Source organism: Pyxidicoccus sp. M15 (assembly GCF_056858435.1).
The window spans coordinates 6,787,229-6,811,204 of the sequence record NZ_CM166495.1 but is presented as its reverse complement, the minus strand read 5'-3'; the positions used below and the strand labels follow the sequence as shown (position 1 = coordinate 6,811,204).

The window sequence follows — 23,976 nt, the reverse complement described above, 5'->3', positions numbered from 1 at the left end:
GCGCTCACGTATCGCGAGCTGGACCGCCGGGCGAATCAGCTCGCGTGGCACCTGCGCGCCCGGGGCGTGGGACCGGACCGCCTGGTGGCGCTGTGCGCGGAGCGCTCCCTGGAGCTGGTCGTGGGGCTGCTCGGCATCCTCAAGGCCGGCGCGGCCTACGTGCCGCTCGACCCCGAGTATCCGCGTGAGCGGCTGGAGTTCATGCTCGAGGACGCGGCGGCGCCGGTGCTGCTCACGCAGGCCCGGCTCGCTGCGGGGCTCCCGCGTGGGGACGCGGCGGTGGTGTGTCTGGACTCGGAGTGGGAGGCGGTGGCGCGCGAGCGCGAGGACCGGCCCCCCGTCACCGTGGACGGCTCCGGGCTCGCGTACGTCATCTACACGTCGGGCTCCACGGGGCGGCCGAAGGGGGCGATGAACTCGCACGCCGCCATCTGCAACCGGCTGCTCTGGATGCAGGAGGCCTACGGCCTCGACGCGGGCGACCGTGTCCTCCAGAAGACCCCGTTCAGCTTCGACGTCTCCGTCTGGGAGTTCTTCTGGCCGCTCCTCACTGGCGCGAGGCTGGTGCTGGCGAAGCCCGGTGGCCACCGCGAGCCGGCGTACCTGACCGACGTCATCTCGCGCGAGCGCATCACCACGCTGCACTTCGTGCCGTCCATGCTCCGGCCCTTCCTGGAGGAGCCCGGGCTGGCGGAGTCTTGCGCCACCGTGCGCCGCGTCTTCTGCAGCGGCGAAGCGCTGCCGCCGGACCTCCGGGACCGGTTCTTCTCGCGACTGGGCGCGGAGCTGCACAACCTCTACGGCCCCACGGAGGCCGCGGTGGACGTGACGGCGTGGGCCTGTGTCCGCGAGGACCGGCGTCCGCTCGTTCCCATCGGCCGGCCCATCGCCAACGCGCGGATGTACGTGCTGGATGCGCTCCTGCGGCCGGTGCCGCCAGATGTGGCCGGCGAGCTGTACATCGGCGGCGAGCCCCTGGCGCGTGGCTACTGGCGGCGGCCCGGGCTGACGGCGGAGCGGTTCATTCCGGATCCGTTCTCCCCCGTGCCGGGTGGACGGCTGTACCGCACCGGCGACAAGGCGCGCTTCCTGGTGGACGGGGCCCTCGAGTACCTGGGACGCCTGGACGACCAGGTGAAGGTGCGCGGCTTCCGCATCGAGCTGGGAGAGATTGAAGCCGCGTTGTCGCAGCACCCGGATGTCCGCGCGGCGGCCGTGACGGTGCGCGAGGACGTGCCGGGAGACCGGCGGCTCGTGGCCTACGTCGTGGGCACGGCGGCAGGCTCCGACCTGCGGACGTTCCTCGCCGTGCGGCTGCCCGAGCACATGGTGCCGTCGGCCTTCGTCGCACTCGAAGCGCTCCCGCTGTCGCCCAGCGGCAAGCTGGACCGGCGAGCGCTTCCCGCTCCGGAGCGGGGCACGGCTCGCGGGGAGGGTGACTTCGTGGAGCCGCGCGGGGAGCTGGAGCATCAGCTCGCGCGCATCTGGGCGGGGGTGCTGGGGGTGGAGCGCGTCGGCGCGAATGACCGCTTCTTCGAGCTGGGCGGCGACTCCATCCTCGCGCTGCAGGTCGTCGCCCGGGCACGGCAGGCGGGCCTGCACCTCACGGCGCGTCAGCTCTTCCAGCACCCGACGGTGGCCGGGCTGGCCCAGGTGGTGGTGCGTGGTCGGCGCGCCGAGGAGCAGGGGCCGGTGGTGGGGCCCGTGCCGTTTACACCCATCCAGCGTTGGTTCCTTGAGCGGGAGCTGCCCGAGACACACCACTTCAACCAGGCCCTGCTGCTGGAGTCGCGGGAGCCCGTGGGCACGGAGGCGCTCGCACGCGCGCTGCGGGCCGTGGTGGACCACCACGACGCGCTCCGGCTGCGGCTGACGCGCGGCGCCGCGGGGTGGGAGCAGTCGTGCGCGGAGCCCGGTCGCGACGTGCCGCTGCGCCGGGTGGACCTGTCCGCGCTTCCCGAGGTCGAGCACGCCCGCGAGCTGGAGCGCGTCTCCACGGAGACCCAGTCCGGACTGGACCTGGGCGAAGGGCTCCTCCTGCGTGCCGTGCTGTTCGACCGGGGGGCAGGGAAGACGGGCCGGCTGCTGCTGGTCATCCACCACCTGGCGGTGGATGGCGTCTCCTGGCGCGTGCTGCTGGAGGACCTGGAGACCGCGCTGCGACAGACCGGCCGCGGCGAGGCCGTGGTGCTCCCGGCGAAGACGACGTCCTTCCAGTCCTGGGCGCGGCGGCTGGAGCTGCATGCCGCCTCTTCAGAGGTGGCGGAAGCGCTGCCGTTCTGGCGGGAAGAGGCCGCGGAGGTGGCCGCGCTCCCCAGGGACGTGCCGGGTGGAGTGAACACCCAGGGCACGGAGCGCACCGTCACGGTAGCGCTGGAGCCCGAGGTGACCCGCGCGCTGCTTCGCGGTGCACGGGGTGGCGTGGAAGACGTGCTCCTCGCGGGCGTCGCGAAGGCGCTGGCCCACTGGACGGGACAGCACCGGCTGCGCATCGACGTGGAGTCGCACGGGCGTGAGGAGTTGTTCGAGGACGTGGACCTCTCGCGCACGGTGGGCTGGTTCACCGCGCTCTACCCGGTACGGCTGGAGTTGCCGGACGCAGTGGAGCCCATGGCGGTGCTGGCGTCGGTCCGCTCCGCGCGTGAGCGGCTCGCGGGGCGGGGTCTCGCCCATGGCCTGCTGCGCTACCTGCGCCGCGACGGCGAGCTCGCGCGGGCTTCGTCCTCCGAGGTCCTGTTCAACTACCTGGGCCAGCTCGACGCGGGGGCACGGGAGTCGTCGCTGTTCACGCTGGCCTCCGAGCCCACCGGGCCCTCTCAGGGGACGCGAGGGCTCCGGAGTCACGTGCTGGAGGTGGTGGCGCGCGGAGTCGGCGGACGGCTGGAGCTGACGTGGCACTACAGCGAGGCGCTGCATGCCCGGGAGACCATCGAGTCCCTCGCGCGAGACTGCGCGGGCGCACTGGCGACGCTTGCCGAGTCCGTGGCGACGGGCGAGGAGCGCCACCCGCTGTCCTCGCTCCAGCACGGGCTCCTGTTCCAGGTGCTGCTGGAGCCCGGGACGGAGGCGTACTTCGAGCAGCTGAGCTGGACGCTCGCCGGGCCGCTCGACGTGGCCGCGCTCCGCAACGCCTGGGCCGCCGTGGTGGAGCGCCACGCCGCGCTCCGCGCGTCGTTCCTCTGGGAAGGATTGGAAGCGCCGCTCCAGGTGGTGCGCGCGCACGTGACACTGCCCTGGCAGGAGCTGGACTGGCGCGGTGTTCCTCCCGAAGCGCGGCAGACCTCGCTGCGGGCCTTCCTGCGCGAGGACCGCGCGAAGGGCTTCGACCTGGCACGCGCGCCACTGATGCGGCTGGCGCTCATCCGGCTGGAGGCGGGTGCCTGGCGCTTCGTCTGGAGCTTCCACCACCTGGTGCTGGACGGCTGGAGCCTCGCCCGCGTGCTGAGCGAGGTGCTGGACGCGTACGCCGTGCTCGCGCGCGGAGGAACGTGGCAGCCCCGCGCCGTCGTGGACTTCCGGGCCTACGTCGAGTGGCTGAAGCGCCGGAGCCCCGAGCAGGACGAGGCCTTCTGGCGTGACCAGCTCGCGGGCCTCGACGCGCCGACGCCGCTGCCCGCGGAGGGCGGCACCACGGACGCCCGTGGCTCGGGTGAGTGCGAGGTGGCCCTGGACGAGGCGGACACCGTCGCGCTCCAGGACTTCGCGCGGCGCCATGGGCTGACGCCGAGCACGCTGGCGCACGGCGCGTGGGCGTTGTTGCTGTCGCGATATGGCGGTGGCTCGGACGTCGTCTTCGGGACGACGCTCGCGGGCCGGTCCGCGGAGGTGCCCGGCATCGACGAGGCGGTGGGGCTGTTCATCCACTCGCTCCCTGTCCGCGCGCGGGTGCGCCACGAGGCGAAGCTCCTGCCGTGGCTGCGCGAGCTGCACGGCGTGCTGATGGAGCTGGGGCAGCGAGACCACGTCCCCTTGACGCAGCTCCAGGGCTGGAGCGAGGTGCCCCGGGGCACGCCCCTGTTCGAGAGCCTGCTCGTGTTCGAGAACTACCCGGTGGACGCGGCGCTCGAGCGTGGCGCGGCCGGGCTGGAGCTTCGCGACGTCGAGGTCTTCGAGCGCACGCACTACCCGCTGACCGCCGTGGCCCTGCCGGGCCGGACGCTCCGGCTGAAGTTGCAGTACCGCTCGGACCGCATCCGGGGCGAGGCCGCCGCGAAGCTCCTGGAGCACTGGCGGATGCTGCTGCGCGGGATGGTGGCCGAGCCGGAGCAGCGGCTCGGAGCCGTGTCCCTCCTCTCGGAGGCCGAGCGCCAGCGGGTGCTGGTGGAGTGGAACGCCACCCGCACCGCGTACCCGCGTGAGCGCACGGTGCATGCGCTGTTCGAGGCCCGGGCCTCGCGGACGCCCGAGGCCATCGCGGTGGTCTATGGCGGCACCGTGCTCACCTACGCGGAGCTGGAGCAGCGGGCCAACCGGCTGGCGCACCGGCTCCGGACGCTCGGCGTCGAACGGGGCTCCACCGTGGGCCTCTGCGTGGAGCGGTCCGCGGACCTCGTCGTGGGAATGCTCGGCATCCTCAAGGCGGGCGCCGCCTACGTGCCGCTGGACCCGGCGTATCCGCGCGAGCGGCTGGCGTGGATGCTCGCGGACGCGGGCGCTCCGGTGCTGCTCACGCACGAGCGGCTGCGGGAGGCGCTGCCCGCGGAGGGTGTCCGGGTGCTCGCGCTGGACGGGGAGGGCGCGCTCGAAGGGATGCCGGCGACGGCTCCGGAATCCGGTGCGGGCGCGGAGGACGCGGCGTACGTCATCTACACCTCCGGCTCCACCGGCACGCCCAAGGGCGTCTGCGTGCCCCACCGGGCCGTGGTGCGGCTGGTCATCGAGACGGACTTCATCCAGTGGCAGCCGGAGGATCGCGTGGCGCAGGCGTCCAACGCCTCGTTCGACGCGGCCACCTTCGAAATCTGGGGCGCGCTGCTCAACGGCGCGCGCCTGGTGGGCGTGGACCGTGAGACGGCGCTCGCTCCGAGTGCGTTCGCCACGTGGCTGCGGGAGGAGGGCATCCGCGTCCTCTTCCTCACCACGGCGTGGTTCAACCAGGTCGCGACCGAGGTGCCGGACGCCTTCCGGGGACTGCGCCAGCTCCACTTCGGAGGCGAGGCCGTGGACCCGAGGCCGGTGCGCCAGGTCCTCCGCGAGGGCCCACCGGAGCGGCTGCTCCACGTCTATGGCCCCACGGAGAGCACCACCTTCTCCACGTGGCACCTCGTCACCGAGGCGCCGGAGGGCGCGACGTCGCTTCCCATCGGCAGGCCGCTCGCGAACACGGAGCAGTATGTGCTCGACGAGGCCATGGCACCGGTGCCGCCGGGCGGGGTGGGGGAGCTGTGGCTCGGAGGGGACGGACTGGCCTGGGGTTACCTCGGCCGGCCGGAGCTGACGGCGGAGCGCTTCGTGCCGCATCCGTTCAGCACGACGCCGGGCGCGCGGCTGTACCGGACGGGCGACCGCGTCCGCCTCCTCATGGACGGCGAGGTGTCGTTCGTCGGACGCGTGGACACGCAGGTGAAGGTGCGGGGCTTCCGCGTGGAGCCGGGCGAGGTGGAAGCCGCGCTGCAGCGGCACCCCTCGGTGCGGCAGGCAGCCGTGCTCGCTCGCGAGGACGCCGTGGGCGGCTCACGGCGCCTCGTGGCCTACGTGGTTCTCTCGGCGGACGGCGCGACCTCTTCGGACCTGCGCGCCTTCCTCACCGAGCACCTGCCCGCGTACATGGTGCCCTCCGCCTTCATGGTGCTGGAGCGCCTGCCCCTCACGCCCAACGGCAAGGTGGACCGGCGCGCGCTGCCGGAGCCCTCGCGCTTCGAGTCCACGGAGGAGCCGTCCGCGCGCTCCACCGCGCCTCGCGGGCCCGAGGAGGAGCTGGTCGCTGGACTCTTCGGCGAGCTGCTCGGCGTCCCACGCGTCGGGGCCTACGACAGCTTCTTCGACCTGGGCGGGCACTCGCTGCTGGCCACGCGCGTCGTCGCGCGAATCCAGGCCACGTTCGGTGTGTCCCTCTCGCTGAAGGAGCTCTTCGAGGAGCCGACGGTGGGACGGCTGGCGGAGCGCATCCGCGCGGCCCGCCAGTCCTCCGCCGCCGCGAGCCCGCCGCCCATCGTTCCCGTGCCGAGAGACCGCGCCCTGCCGCTGTCCGCGATGCAGGAGCGATTGTGGCTGCTGGAGCAGCTCCAGCCGGGCACGGCCCTCTACAACGTCCCCTGGGCCGCGTGGATGGAGGGGCCCCTGGACGTCGCCGCCTTCGAGCGGGCCCTGTCCGCGCTGTTCCTCCGGCACGAGGCGCTGCGGACCACCTTCTCCAGCCACGCGGGTGAGCCGGCGCAGGTCATCCACGCGCAGGTGCCGGTCTCGCTCCCCGTGGTGGACCTGCGCAACCTCCCCGAGAGCGAGCGTGAGGCCGAGGCCCTGCGCGCCGCGTCCGAGGAGGCCCGCCGCCCGTTCGCCCTGGCCGAGGGCCCGCTCCTGCGCGCGCTGCTGCTGCGCACGGGAGAGACGCGGCACCTGTTCGTCCTGACGCTGCACCACATCGTCTCCGACGGCTGGTCCCTGGGCGTGGTCATCCGCGAGCTGTCCGCGCTGTACGGCGCGCAGCTGCACGGGCGGCCGTCGCCGCTGCCGGAGCCGGTGCTCCAGCCCGCGGACCATGCCGTGTGGCAGCGCGAGTGGCTCCAGGGGGAGTCGCTCGAAGCGCAGCTGCGGTACTGGCGCCAGCAGCTCGCGGGGGCACCGCCCGTCCTGGAGCTGCCCACGGACTTCCCGCGCCCGAGCCTGCAGCGCTTCCGCGGAGACACGCTCGCCGTCCACCTGCCGGCCTCGCTGTCCGAGCGCTTCCGGGCCCTCTGCCGTCGTGAGGGCGTCACGCCCTACATGGGCCTGCTGGCCGCCTTCCAGCTCCTGCTGTCCCGCGTGTCGGGCCAGGAGGACGTGTGCGTGGGCTCGCCCATCGCCGGTCGTCACCACCCCGGCCTCGAGGACCTCATCGGCTTCTTCGTGAACACGCTGGTGCTGCGCACGCGGCTGGGGGGCAACCCCACCTTCCGCGAGCTGCTCCGGCGCGTGCGCGACACGACGCTCGATGCGTACTCCCACCAGGACGTGCCCTTCGAGAAGCTGGTGGAGGCCCTCCAGCCGCCGCGCAGCCTGAGCCACGCGCCGCTGGTGCAGGTGGTGCTGGCGCTGAACGAAGGCACCCGGCCGGACATCGCCCCCGAGGGGCTCTCCCTGCGCCCGGTGGACGTCACCTCCGGCACGGCGAAGTTCGACCTCACGCTGTCGCTCTTCGACGGCGCCGACGGCCTCACGGGCACGCTGGAGTACGACGCCGACCTCTTCACGCGGGCCACGGCGTCACGGCTGATGACGCAGCTGCGCGTGCTGCTGGAGGGGGCGGTGGCGGACGCCGGCCAGCGCGTGGGCGACCTGCCGATGATGGACGCGGCGGAGCGCCAGCGCCTGCTGGTGGACTGGAATGACACCGCGGCCGGCTTCCCACGCGACGCCTGCCTCGCGGAGCTGTTCGAGGCCCAGGCGGCGCGGACGCCCGACGCCGTCGCCGCCGAGTGCGAGGGCGCGCGGCTCACCTACGGGGAGCTGGACCGGCGCGCGAACCAGCTGGCGTGGCACCTGCGCAAGCGCGGCGTGGGCCCGGGGACACCCGTGGGCCTGTGCGTGCAGCGCTCGCTGGACCTCGTGGTGGGGATGCTCGGCATCCTCAAGGCGGGCGGGGCCTACGTGCCGCTGGACTCCACGTACCCGCGTGAGCGGCTGGCCTTCATGGTGGAGGACACGCGCCTGCCCGTGGTGCTGACCCAGCGCTCAGTGCTGGAGCTGCTGCCCTCCGGGAGCGCCACGGTGGTGCTGCTGGACGAGTCCTGGAGCGAGATTGCGCGCGAGCCGGAGACCTCTCCGGGCGTGACGGTGCCGGCGGACGCGCTGGCCTATGTCATGTACACGTCCGGCTCCACCGGGCGGCCCAAGGGCGTCTGCATCCCGCAGCGCGCGGTGGCGAGGCTCGTGCTGGGCTCCCGCTTCGCGCGCTGGGGCCCGGAGGAGGTGTTCCTCCAGCTCGCGCCCATCTGCTTCGATGCGGCCACCTTCGAGCTGTGGGGCGCGCTGCTGCACGGCGCGAAGCTGGTCCTCTTCCCGCCCACGACGCCCACGGTGGACTCGCTGAAGGACGTGCTGGTCCGCCACGGCGTCACCACGCTGTGGCTGACGGCCGCGCTCTTCGAGGCCATCTCCGCTGCCCGCCCGGACGCGCTGGACGGGGTGAAGCAGCTCCTCGCGGGCGGTGACGTGCTGCCTCCGGCCGTGGTGCGCGAGCGGCTGGCGCGCGGCGGCGTCCTCGTCAACGGCTACGGCCCCACCGAGAGCACCACCTTCGCCGTCTGCCATGTGATGGAGGGCTCCATCGCGGAAGGCCCGGTCCCCATCGGCCGGCCCATCGCCAACACGCGGGTGTACGTGGTGGATGGCGGCCTGCGCCCCGTCCCGACCGGCGTGCCGGGTGAGCTGCTCATCGGCGGTGACGGCCTCGCCTGGGGCTACCTGGGGCGGCCGGAGCTGACGGCCGAGCGCTTCATCCCGAACCCCTTCGGCCCCGAGGCGGGCGGCCGGCTGTACCGCACGGGCGACCAGGTCCGCTATCGCGAGGACGGGATGCTGGAGTTCCTCGGGCGGCTCGACGCGCAGGTGAAGGTGCGCGGCTACCGCGTGGAGCCGGGCGAGGTGGAGGAAGCGCTCCGCAAGCACCCGGCGGTGGCCGAGGCCGTCGTCGTGGCGAAGCCGGACCCCGCGGGCGGCAAGCGACTGGTGGCCTACGCCGTCCCCCGGCTGGGAGAGACGCTGGAGCCGCGCGCGCTGCGGACCTTCCTGGCGGAGTCGCTGCCGGAGTTCATGGTGCCTTCGGCGCTGGTGCCGCTGGCCGCGCTGCCGCTGACGCCCGTGGGCAAGGTGGACCGGGCGGCGCTGCCGGAGCCCGACGTGGCCCGCCCGGCGGGAAGCACCTTCGCGGAGCCCACCACGGCGCTGGAGCGCCAGGTGGCGGAGCTCTGGGCGAAGGTGCTGGGCGTGGAGCGCGTCGGTGTGGAGGACCACTTCTTCGCGGACCTGGGCGGCAGCTCCATGTCCGTGGTCAAGGCGTGCGCGCTGCTCCGGGATGAATTGAAGCGGGACGTCCCGGCAACGCGCTTCTTCGAGCACCCCACGGTTCGCGCCTTCGCCATGTCCCTGGAGCGGGACGGCGAAGCGGCGGACGTACAGGACAACGAGGCCCACGTGGATCGCGCCCAGCAGCGGCGGCAGGCGATCCGGCGACAGGGCCGGCGAGGGAATCACGGCAATGGCTGAGGTCGACGACATGCAGGCCGAGGACACCGGCAACGACATCGCAATCATCGGCATGGCGGGGCGCTTCCCCGGGGCCGATGACCTGACCGAGTTCTGGCTGAACCTGGTCGGCGGCGTGGAGTCCATCTCCTTCTGGTCCGAGGAGGAGACGGAGCGCTCGCCTCTCATCCCCGAGGAGCTGTGGAAGCACCCGCGCTTCATCCGCGCGGGCGGCATCCTCGAAGGCACCGACCGCTTCGACTACGGCTTCTTCGACATCCCGCTGCGCGAGGCGCAGTGGATGGACCCGCAGCAGCGCGTCTTCCTCCAGTGCGCCTGGGCGGCGCTGGAAGACGCGGCGTATGACCCCGCGCGCTACAAGGGCCGCATCTCGCTGTATGCGGGCGCGGGCTCGACGGGCCACCTGCTGTCGCTGCTGAGCGAGGCCCGCAAGGACGGCGGCGCCGGGCTGGACCTGGCCACCTCCGGCCCGGAGAGCCTGGCGATGAAGGCGTCCTTCAAGCTCCAGCTCCGGGGCGAGAGCGTCGCCGTCTACACCGCGTGCTCCACCGGGCTCGTGGCCATCCACATGGCCTGCCAGAGCCTGCTGACGCGGCAGTCGGACATCGCGCTCGCGGGCGCGGTGCGCATCGCCAGCCCGCAGCGCACGGGCTACCTGCACCAGGAAGGGCTCATCTTCTCGCCGGACGGGCACTGCCGCGCCTTCGACCACCGCGCCGGTGGCACCGTGGCCGGCAACGGCGTGGGCGTGGTGGTGCTCAAGCCGCTGGCGGACGCGCTGCGAGATGGCGACCACATCCACGCGGTCATCAAGGCGTCCGCGGTCAACAACGACGGCCAGCAGAAGGTCGGCTACACCGCACCCAGCATCGAGGGCCAGACGGAGGTCATCGCGGATGCACTGGCCTATGCGGGCCTGGGTGGCGACGACATCGACTATGTCGAGACCCACGGCACGGGCACCTCGCTCGGAGACCCCATCGAGATTGCCGCGCTGACCCGGGCGTTCCGCAAGACGACGGAGCGCAGGGGCGACGTCGCCATCGGTTCGCTCAAGACGAACCTGGGTCACCTGGACGCGGCGGCGGGCGTGGCCGGGCTCATCAAGGTGGTGCTGTCGCTCCAGCACGAGGCGGTGCCACCGAGCCTCCACTTCGAAAAGCCCAACCCGGAGATCGACTTCGAGAAGAGCCCCTTCTTCGTCAACACCCAGGTGCGCTCCTGGCCGCGCGGTGAGAGGCCACGTCGGGCGGGCGTGAGCTCGTTTGGCATCGGCGGCACCAACGCCCACGTGGTGGTGGAGGAAGCGCCCCGGATGGAACCGGGCTCGAGGAGCACGCGTCCCCTGCAGGTCGTGACGCTCTCCGCGCGCAGCCCCGCCGCGCTGGAGGTGATGTCGCGGCGGCTGTCCTCGCACGTGGAGACGACGCCGTTCGTGGACCTCGAGGACACGGCCTTCACGCGCAACGTGGGACGGCATGCCTTCGAGCATCGCCGGGCCGTGGTGGCGGCCGACCGCTTCGAGCTGGCGCAGGCGCTGGAGAAGCCCGCCTCCGTGGAAGCGGGCCGCAACCGCCGCGTGGCCTTCCTCTTCCCGGGGCAGGGCGCGCAGGCCGTGGGCATGGGCCGTGAGCTGCACGCGGCCGAGCCCGGCTTCCGCAAGGACGTGGACGCCGCGCTCGCCCGGCTGGAGCCGTCCCTCTCCGCGGAGGTGCGTGCGCTCCTGTTGGCACCGGCGGAGCAGGCGGAGGCCGTAGGCAAGAGGCTTTCGGACCCGCGCGTGGCGTTGCCCGCGCTGTTCATCGTCGAGCACGCGCTGGCCCGGCTCTGGATGTCCTGGGGCATCAAGCCCCACGCGCTGCTGGGGCACAGCTACGGTGAGTACGCGGCGGCCTGCGTGGCGGGCGTACTGTCTCCCGAAGACGGCTTGCGGCTGGCGGTGGTGCGCGGCGCGCTGATGGCGCGGATGCCTCCCGGGGCAATGCTCGCGGTGGGGCTGGAGGAGGCGGAGCTTCTCCCGCTGCTCACGGACGGGCTCGCGCTGGCGGCGGTGAACGGCCCGGGCCGGTGCGTCGTGTCCGGCCCGGTGGAGGCCATCACCCGGCTGGAGGTCGCGCTCAACGGGCGCGGCGTGGGCGTGGTGCGCCTGCCCGCGGCGCACGCGTTCCACTCCAGCGCGGTGGAGCCGCTGATGCCGGACCTGGCGCGGGCGGTGTCCTCGCTGCGCCTCAAGGCGCCGGAGGTGCCCTACGTGTCCAGCCTCACCGGCACGTGGATTCGTCCCGAGGAGGCCACCGACCCGGCGTACTGGGCCCGGCAGATGCGCCAGTCCGTCCGCTTCGCCGCGGGCCTGGAGGTGCTCATCGGTGACGGGTGCTCCGTGCTGCTGGAGGTGGGCCCGGGCACGGACCTCACCTCGCTGTGCCGTCCCCGCGCGCGCCAGGAGAAGTCGCTGGTCGCCGTCCCGTCGCTGCGCCGCCGTCCGGCGGAGGGTGACTACCGTGGGTTGCTCCAGTCGCTGGGCGACCTGTGGAGCGCGGGCGTCGAGGTGGCCTGGGAGAAGTTCCACGGCGCGGAGAAGCGCCGCCGCGTCCCGCTGCCGACGTACCCGTTCGAGGAGAAGCCCTGCCGCCTGGAGTCCCAGCCGGTGCAGTTGCTGCTCCAGGCCGCGCCTGCTTCGAAGTCCCAGCCCGCCACGGCGGCGATGGCGGAGTCGCTCTCCGCCGCGGCCCTGCTCGTGCCGCCCACGTCCGTGGGCGAAATCCAGCAACGCGTCATGGACATCTGGCGCGAGCGCCTGGGCGCGGTGGACTTCGGCCCCGACGATGACTTCCTGGAGCTGGGCGGCAACTCGCTGATGGCGGCGCAGATGCTGACCCGCCTGCGCGAGACGTTCGCCGTGCAGCTCCCGCTGAGCGCGCTGTTCGAGGCGCCCACGGTGGCGGGCATCTCCCGGCGCATCGAGGCGATGCTTCAACAAGCCCTCCCGGCGACGGGCGCGGGCGCACCGGAAGTCATGGTGCGCATCGACCGCGACGGCGAGCTGCCGCTGTCCGTCGTGCAGGAGCGCGTCTGGCGGATGGAGCAGCTCGACCCGGGCAACCCGTCCCTCAACATGCCCCTCGCCGTGCGGCTCAAGGGCCCGCTCGACGTGGAGGTGCTGGAGCGCAGCGTCAACGAGGTCATCCGCCGTCACGAGATGCTGCGCGCGACGTACACCGTGGAAGACGGCCGCGTGCGCCAGCGCTTCTCCGCCGAGGTCCGCATCCAGGTGCCGGTGGTGGACCTGCGGGGACACGCGGGAGACCGCGAGGCCGAGGCGATGCGGCTGGCACTGGAAGAGGCGGTGCTGCCGTTCTCCCTGGAGCGCGGCCCCATCGTCCGCGCGAAGCTGCTGCGGCTGGCGGATGCGGAGCACCTGATGCTCCTCACGGTGCACCACATCGCGTCGGACACGCTGTCCATGGTGGCCTTCTTCCGCGAGACAGCCGTGAACTACCAGGCCTTCCGCGAAGGCCGGCCGGCGCCGCTGCCGGAGCTGGCCGTGCAGTACGTGGACGCGGCGGCCTGGGAGCGCCGCTCGCTGGCCGGAGGCGCGCTCGCGGCCCAGGACGCATACTGGCGTGAGGTGCTGGCGGAGCTGCCTCCCTCGCTGGAGCTGGCCTCCGACCGGCCGCGAGGCACGAACTCGCGCCTGCGCGGCGCCCGCTTCCCGGTGGCCTTCTCGCGCGAGCTGAGCGCCGCGCTCTACGCCTTCAGCCACCGCGAGGGCGTGACGCCCTTCATGACGCTGCTGGCCGCGCTGTCGTCGCTGCTCGTCCGCTACTCCGGGCGAGAGGACATCGTGGTGGGCACGCCGGTGGGCAACCGCGCCCGTGGAGAGCTGGAGCCGCTCATCGGCTTCGTGGCCCACGCCATGGCGCTGCGCACCGACGTGTCCGGCGACCCGTCGTTCCGCGAGCTGGTGGCCCGCGCGCGCGAGGTGACCATCGGTGCGTCCAGCCACCAGGACGTGCCTTTCGAGCACCTGCTGCCCCTCGTCGCCTCCGGGCGGGATCCGGGCCGCTCGCGCCTCTGCGACGCGGCGCTGGTGCTGCATGCGCATGTCACCACCGCGGCGCCGACCCTGCCGGGCATCGAGATGGAGTTGGTGGAGGTGCCGGGCACGCCCGCGCAGTTCGGCGCGACGCTGGGCGAGCTGACCCTCCTGCTGAACGAGAGCGCGGAAGGGACGTTCCACGGCTTCATCGAGTACGCCACCGAGCTGTATGAAGAGTCGCGCATCGTTCGCCTGGCGAAGCACCTGGAGACGCTGCTCGGCGCGGTGTTCGCGGACCCGGAGCTGCGGGTGTCGCGGCTCCCGCTCGCGACGCCGGAAGAGCGGAGCCTGCCGGCGCGTCCGGTGGAACAGCCCTCCGCGCCCGGCCTGCTGGCGCGGCTCGCGGCCCGGGTGGAGCGCACTCCGGATGCGGTGGCCATCAGCGCCGGCTCGCGCCGGCTGACGTGGCGTGAGCTGGCGGCTCGTGCTCAGGGGCTCGCGGCCCGGTTGCGACACGAAGGGGTGGGGCCCGAAGTGCCCGTGGCCCTGCGCCTGGAGCCCTCCATCGAGGCGGTCATCGCGCTCTGGGGCGTGCTGGAGGCCGGTGGTGCCTGCCTGCCCGTCTCGCGAGGCGAGGTGGTGGAGCTGACGTCGTTGCTCCCGGCGAAGGGGCCCCGGCTGTTGCTGGTGGCACGGACGTCGGATGCGACCTCGCTCCCGGCCGGGGTGAGCGCCGTGGTGGTGGACGGTGAGGCCGTGGAGGAGGGGGCTGTCAGCGCCGCGCCTTCCGAGCAGCTCGCGTTCATCGTCCCCACGCCCGAGGCGATGGGGGGGCACGGCCGCGTCATGCTGACCCACCGCAACGTCGCATACCTGCTGTCGTCGCTCGACGCGCGGGTGGGGGCGGGCGAGGGTGAAGTATGGCTGGCGGCGGGCGGTCCCGCTTCGGACCCGGCGGGGTTGGACCTGCTGTGGGCCCTGGCGCGCGGCATGCGCGTCGTCCTTCCGCCCGAGCGGCTGGCCGCGCGCTTCGCCGTCCTCGGCCGGAAGCCGGACACGCGCCGTCAGCTCGACTTCAGCCTCATGTATTTCGCCAACGACGAGGACGCGCTGGGCGAGGAGAAGTACGAGCTGCTGATGGAGGGCGCGAAGTTCGCGGACACGCACGGCTTCTCCGCCATCTGGACCCCGGAGCGGCGCTTCCACTCGTTCGGTGGCCTGTACCCGCAGCCGTCGGTGATTGGCGGCGCGCTCGCGGTGCTGACGCGCAACCTGCAGATTCGCGCGGGCAGCGTGGTGCTGCCGCTGCATGACCCCATCGAGGTCGCGGAGCAGTGGTCCGTGGTGGACAACCTGTCTCGGGGCCGCGTGGGAATCTCCTTCGCCACGGGCTGGCACGCGAATGACTTCTCGCTCTCGCCGGACACCTATGCGCGCCGCCGCGAGGTCCTCATCGAGCGACTGGAGGAGGTGCGGCGGCTGTGGCGCGGCGGCACGGTGAAGCGCCGCAACGGCGCGGGCCACGAGGTGGAGCTGGCGCTGCGGCCGAAGCCGAAGCAGGCGGAGCTGCCGGTGTGGCTCACCTCCACGGGCAATCCGGAGACATTCCGCAAGGCCGGCGAGGTGGGCGCGGGCATCCTCACCAACGTGCTCGGGCTGGGCTCCAGCCTGGACGAGCTGGCGACGAAGGTGGCGCTGTACCGCGAGACGTACCGCAAGGCGGGACACGGCCCGGGGCGCGGACAGGTGACGCTGATGCTGCACACCTTCCTCGGCCAGGACATGGAGGAGGTGCGCGCCGCGGCGCGCGAGCCGCTGAAGCAGTACTTCCGCAGCTCGGTGGACGTCTTCGCCAACCTGGTCTCCAGCCTCGGCAGCAACGTGGACGTGCGTGGCCTCACGCCCGAAGACATGGAGGTGATGCTCAACCAGGGGGCGGAGCACTACCTGAAGGACGGCGGCCTGTTCGGCACGGTGGAGCAGTGCGAGGCAATCGTCGAGCGCGTGCGCTCGCTGGATGTGGACGAGATTGCCTGCCTCGTCGACTACGGCGTGGCGCTGGAGCCGACGATGTCCAGCCTGCGCCTGCTGGACGTGCTGAAGCGCCGCTCCCAGGTGCAGCCCCTGCCCGAGGAGGCCCTGCTGGCCGAGGGCGACGCCGGGATGGGCGACCTGCTGGAGCTCGTTCGGGGCGAGGGCATCACCGCGCTGCGCTGCGCGCCGTCCCAGGCCCGTGCGCTCGCGGAGCTTCCCGGTGCGCAGGGCGCGCTGGAAGGCGTGCGCCTGTGGGTGCTGGGCGGGGAGTCGCGTGCGTCACAGGGGACGGAAGCTTCGGCCCTCTCCGCCTCCGCGCGGAGCGTGGCGCTGGACGCCTCCGTGCTCGGCGCGGCCTGGCCTTCGCACTCCGAGGCGCCCGTGTATCTCCGGGATGCCTCCGGCGCCCCGGTGCCCGTGGGTGTCGTGGGGGAGCTGGCGCTGGGCGGCGCCGCCATTCCGCGAGGCTTCTGGAACGACGCCGAGGCCACGCGCGCACGGCTCATCCCCATGCCGGGAGGAAGCCCGGACGACCGCCTCGTCCTGACGGGACAGCGCGCCCGCTTCCGCAACGCGGGCGAGGTCGAGGTGGTGGCGCCGTCGCGCGCCGCGAAGCCGCGCCGTCCGTCCAAGCCTCGCGACACGGTGGCCACGCCGCCCGCGCCCGTCCCGGACGTGCCGGCGGCAACGGCCACGCCGGTGGTCCGCGTGCCGAGAGATCGGCCGCTGCCGCTGTCGTTCCCGCAGCAGCGCATCTGGGCGCTCAGCCAGCTCGACCCGGACGGCATTGCCTACAACAACACCGTCACGCTCCGGCTCGACGGCGTGGTGGAGGTCTCCCTGCTGGAGACGGCGCTCAACGAGCTGGTGCGCCGGCACGAGGTCCTGCGCACCACCTTCGCGCTCGAGGAAGGCGGCGCGCACCAGGTCATCGTCCCCTCCATGCCGCTGCGGCTGGAGGAGCGTGAGGCGCGCGGCGCGACGCCCGACGCCCGTGAGGCCGAGGGGCTGCGGCTGGCGCTGTCGGAAGCCCGCCGCCCGTTCGACCTGGTTCACGGGCCGGTGATGCGGGCCGTGCTGATTCGCATCGGTGACGCGGCGTCGGTGCTGCACCTCACCATCCACCACATCGCCTCGGACGGCTGGTCCAGCGGTGTGCTCTTCCGCGAGCTGGTGGCGATGTACGAGGCGCTCGCGTCCGGCCGGCCCTCTCCGCTGCCCGCGCTGCCGGTGCAGTACGCGGACTACGCGGTGTGGCAGCGCGGCTGGCTCAACGGGCCGGGCATGGAGACCCAGCTCGAGTACTGGAAGAAGCAGCTCGCCGGAGCGCAGGTGCTGGAGCTGCCCACGGACCGCCCGCGCCCGGTGCGCTGGTCGGGCCGGGGTGGCCGCATCCAGGTCGCCGTGCGGAAGTCGCTCATGGACGCGCTCTGGACGGTGGGCCGCCGCGAGGGGGCCACGCCCTTCATGGTCCTCACCGCCGCGCTGCAGACGCTGCTGCACCGCTACTCGGGCCAGGACGACATCATCGTCGGCACCTCCGCTGCGGGCCGCAACCGCCCCGAGCTGGAAGGGCTCATCGGCTGCTTCCTGAACACGCTCGCCATCCGGGGTGACTTCTCGGGAGCGCCCACCTTCGTGGAGCTGCTGCGCCGCGTGAAGGTGGCGTCCATCGGCGCGTACGCCCACCAGGAGATTCCGTTCGAGCGACTGGTGGACGAGCTGCGCGTGCCGAGAGACCCGAGCCGCATGCCGCTGGTCCAGGCGATGCTGACGTTCCACAACACGCCGCCGGTGGAGGTCCGCACGCCGGGCCTGGGCGTGAAGATGGTGGAGCTGGACATCGGCGCGACGAAGGTGGACCTGTCGCTGGAGCTGCGCGAGACAGTGGACGGCCTCACGGGCGCCCTGGAGTTCGCGGCGGACCTCTTCGAGCCGGAGACGGTGCACCTGCTCTGGGAGCGCTTCGTGCGCCTGCTGGAGGGCGTCGCCGCGGACCCGTCGCAGCGCGTGGCGGAGCTGCCGCTGCTGTCCGGGGACGAGCGGCGCCGCATGCTGGTGGAGTGGAACGACACGCGCCAGCCCTTCCCCGAGGACGCGCGCATCCACGACCTCTTCGAGGTCCAGGCCGCGACGACGCCGGACGCGGTGGCGGTGGTGGCCGAAGGCCAGCGGCTCACGTACGCCGAGCTCGACGCCCGCGCCAACCAGCTCGCGCACCACCTGCGCTCGGTGGGCGTGGGGCCGGAGGTGCGGGTGGGGTTGTGCGCGGAGCGCTCGGCGGAGCTGGTGGTGGGGCTGCTCGGCGTATTGAAGGCGGGCGGCGCCTTCGTCCCGCTGGACCCCGCGTACCCCAGCGCGCGGCTGACCTACATGATGCGGGACGCCGGGCTGTCCGTGGTGGTGACGCAGGAGCACCTCGCGGACGAGCTTCCCGCCGGCAACGAGCTGCTCGTCTCCGTGGACACGGAGTGGAGCCACATCGGCCGGAACCCCACGGAGCCGCCGCGCTCCGGCGTGCTCTCCGGAGGGTTGGCGTACGTCATCTACACGTCGGGCTCCACGGGGACGCCGAAGGGCGTGCTCGTGCCCCACCAGGGCCTGTGCAACACCGTGCGCGCCGTCATCCGCGCGCACGGCGTGGGGCCTGGGAAGCGGGTGCTCCAGGCCGCGGCGCTCGGCTTCGACGCGTCCGTGCTGGAGGTGCTCTCCACGCTCGTCGCTGGAGCGGAGCTGCACCTGGCGCCGCGCGACTCGCTGCTGCCGGGTGCGCCGCTGCGCGAGGTGCTGGAGGCGCGCGGCATCACCACCGTGACGCTGACGCCGTCCTCGCTGTCGCAGCTGGAGCCCGAGGGCCTGCCCGCGCTGGAAACCGTCATCTCCGCTGGAGAGGCGTGCTCGCCGGAGCTGGCGCGGCGCTGGACGTCGCGGCGGCGGCTGCTCAATGGCTACGGTCCGACGGAGGCCACCGTCTGCGCGACCGTCTCGACGGAGCTGGACGCGGAGCGGCCGGACATCGGGCGCCCCATCGCGAACATGCGCGCGTACGTGCTGGACGGGTGGGGACAGCCCGTGCCTCCGGGCGTGCCGGGTGAGCTGTACCTGGGTGGCACGGGCGTGGCGCGCGGCTACCTGGGGCGGCCGGAGCTGACGGCGGAGCGCTTCGTTCCGGATTCGCTCTCCGGTGAGTCCGGTGCGCGCCTGTACCGGACGGGAGACCGCGTCCGCTACCGCCTGGACGGGCGGCTGGAGTACGTGGGCCGGACGGACCACCAGGTGAAGGTGCGCGGGTTCCGCATCGAGCTGGGCGAGGTGGAAGCGGCGCTGCGCCAGTACCCTGGCGTGAGCGACGCGGCGGCCTCGGTGCGCGAGGAGCCGCCGGGAACGAAGCGGTTGGTGGGCTACCTCGTGGCGGATGCGGCGGCGCTCGACGTCACCGCGCTGCGCGCCTTCCTGAAGGAGCGGCTGCCCGAGCACATGGTGCCGGCGGCCTTCGTCGCGCTGGAAGCACTGCCCCTGTCTCCGGCGGGCAAGGTGGACCGGGCGGCGCTGCCGGCTTCGGACACCGCGCGCGTGGGTCCGGGGAAGGCGTTCGTCGAGCCGGGCACCGACGCGGAGAAGACGCTGGCGGCACTCTGGGCACAGGTGCTCGGCGTGGAACGCGTGGGCCTGCACGACAACTTCTTCGAGCTGGGCGGCGACTCCATCCTCGGCATCCAGATTGTCTCGCGCGCGAAGGCGGCGGGGCTGGCGCTGGAGCCGGCCATGCTCTTCGAGAAGCAGACGCTCGTGGAGCTGGCCGCCGCGGCGGGCGCGGCGAAGGCGGGCACGGCGGAGCAGGGCGTGGTGGAGGGCCCCGTGCCACTGACGCCCATGCAGCGCATCTTCTTCGAGGACTGGGCGCTGCCGGAGCCGCACCACTACAACCTGGCGGCGGTGCTGGAGGTGTGCCGGCCGGTGGACGCCGCGCTGCTGGAGAAGGCCCTGGTGGCGCTGGTGGCGCACCACGACGCGCTCCGCCTGCGCTTCACGCGGACGTCGGAGGGCTGGCGCCAGTTCAATGCACCCGTGCCCGAGGCCGTGACGCTGCGGCGCGTGGACCTGTCCTCCGTGCCGGAAGAGGAGCAGGGCGCGGCGCTGGAAGTGGTGGGCGCGAGGCTGCACCGGAGCCTGGACCTGAACGAGGGCCTGCTGCTCCGCGCCGCCCTCTTCGAGCGGGGCGCGGACCGTACGGCACGGCTGCTGCTGGTGGTGCACCACCTCGCCGTGGATGGCGTCTCGCTGCGGCCGCTGCTGGAGGACCTGGAAACGGCCTATACGCAGCTGGAGCGCGGGGTGCCGGTGTCGCTGCCGGCGAAGACGACGTCGTTCAAGTCGTGGGCGGAGCGGCTGGTGGAGCACTCCCGCTCGGAGTCGCTTGCCCGCGAGCTGCCCCTCTGGAAGGCGACGGGGAACGTACCGCCGCTGCCGGTGGACCTGCCGGGCGGCGAGGACACCGCGGGCTCGGAGGCGTTGCTCACGGTGACGCTCGGCGAGACGGAGACCCGGGCGCTGCTGGCCGAGACGCCCATGGCGTACCGCGCCCGCGTGGACGAGGTGCTGCTCGCGGCGGTGGCGAAGGCCATCTCCGGTTGGACGGGAGGCCGCGGCGTACGCCTGGAGCTGGAAGGCCACGGCCGCGAGGCGCTCTTCGCCGACGTGGACCTGTCCCGCACGGTGGGCTGGTTCACCAGCACCTTCCCGCTGGAGGTGGAGCTGCCGGACGGCGGCAGCAACGGTGACGTGCTCAGGGCCCTCCGGGACGCGCGGCGCAGGCTGCCCGCCAATGGAATCGGCCACGGGTTGCTGCGCTACCTGCGCGAGGACACGGCCGAGGCGCTGCGCACGGCGCCGCGTGCCGAGGTCGGCTTCAACTACCTGGGCCAGCTCGACGCGGCGGCCCGGGGCTCGGAGCGCTTCGCCCTCACGGAGGAGCCGAGCGGCCCGTGGCATGGCACGGGCGGCCGCAGGCCCCACCGCATCGAAGTGAACGCGGTGGTGAGCGAGGGCCGGCTGAAGGTGACCTGGGCCTACAGCGCCAACGTGCACCAGCACGCCACCATTCAAGCAGTGGCCACCCGGTTCCTGGACGTGCTGCGTGAGCTGGTGGAAGGCCGGAGCAGTCCGGACGCGGCGCGCCGCTCGCCGGGTGACTTCCCGCTGGCCCGGCTCACGTCCGCTTCGCTGGAGCGCCTGCTGCGCCAGTACCCGGACGTGGAGGACCTGTACCCGCTCACCTCGCTGCAGCAGGGCATGCTCTTCCACGCGGCGCTGGCGGCGCCCGGCTCGGGCGTCTTCCACGAGCAGCTCGCGTGGACCGCGCGAGGCCAGGTCGACCTGCCCGCGCTACGGCGCGCGTATGCGGAGGTCATCGCCCGCAACTCCGTCCTGCGGACCTCCTTCATCCACGAAGGACTGCCCGAGCCGCTCCAGGTCGTCCAAGCCCGGGCCGAGCTGCCCTGGACGGAGCATGACCTGCGCGGCGTGCCCGGCGACGAGCAGCGCACCCGCATGGAGGCGATGGTCCGCGAGGACCGGGCCCGTGGCTTCAAGCTGTCCCTGGCGCCGCTGAGCCGGATGCAGGTGGTGCGCCTGGGTGACGAGGAGTACCGCTTCCTCTGGAGCCACCACCACCTGGTGATGGATGGCTGGAGCGTGGGGCTCATGCTCCAGCAGGTCTTCGCCTGCTACGAGGCGCTCACGTCGGGCCGCGAGCCCGCGCTGCCGCGCCCTGCCGTCTGGCGCGACTACATGGCGTGGCTCCAGCGGCAGGACCTGTCGCGTGCGGAGGCGTTCTGGCGCAAGGAACTGGCGGGCTTCACCTCGCCAACGCCGCTGCCCGCCGCCCGGCCCCTGGTCCCTGGCGTGGATGCCGCGGTCACCGGCGAGGAGAAGCTGTACCTGTCGCCGGAGGCCACCGCCGCCCTCCAGGCCTTCACGCGCAAGAACGGCATCACCCTCAACACGCTGGCGCAGGGCGCGTGGGCGCTGCTGCTCGCGCGGTACGCGGGGGAGGACGACGTGGTGTTCGGCGCCACCGTCTCCGGCAGGCCCGTGGACCTGCCTGATGCGGAGTCGATGGTGGGCCTGTTCATCAACTCGCTGCCCGTGCGGGTGGCGCTGCCCCGCCGGGAGTCGGTGGTCACCTGGCTCCAGAAGCTCCAGGCACGGCAACTGGAGATGCGCCAGTACGAGCACAGCCCGCTGGTGCAGGTGAAGGGCTGGAGCGACGTGCCGCGCGGGCTGCCGCTCTTCGACAGCATGCTCATCTTCGAGAACTACCCGCTCGACACCTCGCTGGGGAAGCGCGTCCCGGGGATGGAAGTCCGGGACGTGGAGAGCCAGGAGCAGGGCAACTATCCGCTCATCGCCTACGTGGTGCCGGGTGACCGGCTGCGGTTGATTCTCGCCTATGCGCCCGCGCTCTTCGGCACGGGTGCGGTGGCCCGGCTGCTGGAGCACTGGCGGACCCTGATGGAGGGCCTGGCTTCCGGAGTGCAACGGCTCGGCGACGTGCCGATGCTGCACGAGGAGGAGCGGCGCCGCATGCTCGAAGCCGGGCACGGGCCACGGGCCACCTTCGACTCGGAGGCCAGCCTCGCGGCGCTGTTCGACGCGCAGGTGTCGCGCACGCCGGACGCGGTGGCGCTGTTGGCGGGGGACGCGAAGGTGACGTACCGGGAGCTGTCGGCCCGTGCGGACGGGCTCGCTCGCTCGCTGCGGCGGGTGGGCGTGGGAGTGGAGTCGCGCGTGGCGCTGTGCGCGGACCGCTCGGTGGAGATGGTGGCGGGCGTGCTGGCCGTGCTGAAGGCGGGCGCGGCCTGGGTGCCGCTGGATCCCGCGTACCCGCGTGAGCGGCTGGCGTGGATGGTGGAGGAGAGCCGCCCGGCAGTGCTGCTCGCGCGGCGTCACCTGGCGGACCGCCTGCCTCCCCACGACGGCGTCCCCGTGCTCTGGCTCGAGGACGGCAAGGCCGAAGCGGGGGAGCCGTTGCCTCCGACGGTGGGCGGTGACGCGCTCGCGTACGTCATCTTCACCTCCGGCTCCACGGGCCGGCCCAAGGGCGTCATGGCCACGCACCGCGCGACGCTCAACCGCTTCGCGTGGATGTGGCGCACCGTCCCGTTCGAGCCGGGCGAGGTGTGCACCGTGAAGACGGCGCTGAGCTTCGTGGACTCGGTGTGGGAGGTGCTCGGGCCGCTGCTGGCCGGCGTGCCCGCGATGCTCCTGCCCGACGACACGGTGAAGGACCCGGCGCGGCTGGTGGAGACGATGGAGCAGGGCCGGGTGACGCGGCTGGTGCTCGTCCCGTCGCTGCTGCGGGCCCTGCTGGAGGTGCCGGACGTCGGCCGCCGGCTGGCGTCGCTGCGCACCTGGGTGACGAGCGGCGAGCGGCTGCCGGACGAGCTTGCGGCACGTTTCCGCGAGCGGCTGCCGCACGCGCGGCTGCTCAACCTCTACGGCTCCTCGGAGGTGGCGGCGGACGCGACGGCGGGCGAGGTGGGTGAGGGGTTGGTGTCCATCGGCCGGCCCATCGACAACCTGCGCGCCTACGTCCTGGACGAGGCGCTGCGCCCGGTGCCGTCGGGCGTGCGCGGCGAGCTGTACGTGGCGGGCCCCGGCGTGGCGCGCGGCTACCTGGGCCGGCCGGACGCGACGGCGGAGCGCTTCCTTCCGGACGCGTTCGGAGCCACGCCCGGCGAGCGGATGTACCGCACCGGAGACGTGGCCCGGTGGATGTCGGACGGCCGGCTGGAGTACCTGGGCCGGGCGGATGACCAGGTGAAGGTGCGCGGAGCCCGGGTGGAGCCCGGAGAGGTGGAAGCGGTGCTCGCGCAGCACCCGGCGGCGGCGCGTGTCGCCGTCGTGGCGCATGAGGCCTCACCGGGGGAGGCGCGGCTGGTGGCCTGGGTCGTGCTGAAGCCGGGACAGACGCTCGACGCCGCGGCCCTGCGCACGTTCGTCAAGGAGCGGCTGCCGGACTACATGGTGCCGTCCGCCTTCGACGCGCTGGAGTCGCTGCCGCTGACGCCGAGCGGGAAGGTGGACCGGCGCTCGCTCCGTGCGCGCGCGGCCCCGACGGGCAACGCCGCGGAGTACGTGCCCCCCGCGACGCCGGAGGAGCTGGCGCTGGCGGGCATCTGGACGGAGCTGCTCGGCCGGACGCGCATCGGCGCCCGGGATGACTTCTTCGCGCTGGGCGGCCACTCGCTGATGGCCGCGCAGATCGTCTCGCGGGTACGCGAGTCGCTGGGCGTGGAGCTCCCGCTGACCGCGGTGTTCGAGTCGCCGACCCTCTCCGGGTTGGCGGATGTGGTGTCGCGGATGGCGGGCTCGATGAAGCAGCTCGCGGATGCGCCGATTGCCCGGGTGTCGAGAGAGCTGGACCCGTCCGCGCTGGAACAGCTGTCGGACGAGGAACTGGACGCGCTGCTGGACGCGACCGACGTGGAGAGCTGAGT

Annotated in this window: 2 protein-coding genes (1 of these 2 running past the window's edge); both read left to right on the top strand. The window is 73.1% G+C overall.

The annotated features are described in order from the left end of the window. Positions 1-9,402, top strand: partial view of a non-ribosomal peptide synthase/polyketide synthase gene (locus tag ACX9TP_RS25160; RefSeq protein ID WP_482973153.1) — the 3' portion only. Its footprint begins 7,794 nt before the window's first position; only the last 9,402 of its 17,196 coding nucleotides appear in the window; its start codon lies off the left edge, out of view; it ends in the stop codon at positions 9,400-9,402. Continuing rightward, positions 9,395-23,974: an amino acid adenylation domain-containing protein gene (locus ACX9TP_RS25155; protein ID WP_482973152.1), complete on the top strand. Its 14,580-nt coding sequence runs from the start codon at positions 9,395-9,397 to the stop codon at positions 23,972-23,974. Before ACX9TP_RS25160 ends, ACX9TP_RS25155 begins: the two co-directional genes overlap by 8 nt. The last annotated feature ends 2 nt before the right edge of the window (positions 23,975-23,976 follow it).

Excerpts from the sequence above, each read along its gene's own strand:
- ACX9TP_RS25155 (WP_482973152.1), top strand. The coding sequence starts at position 9,395 with ATGGCTGAGGTCGACGACATGCAGGCCGAGGACACCGGCAACGACATC.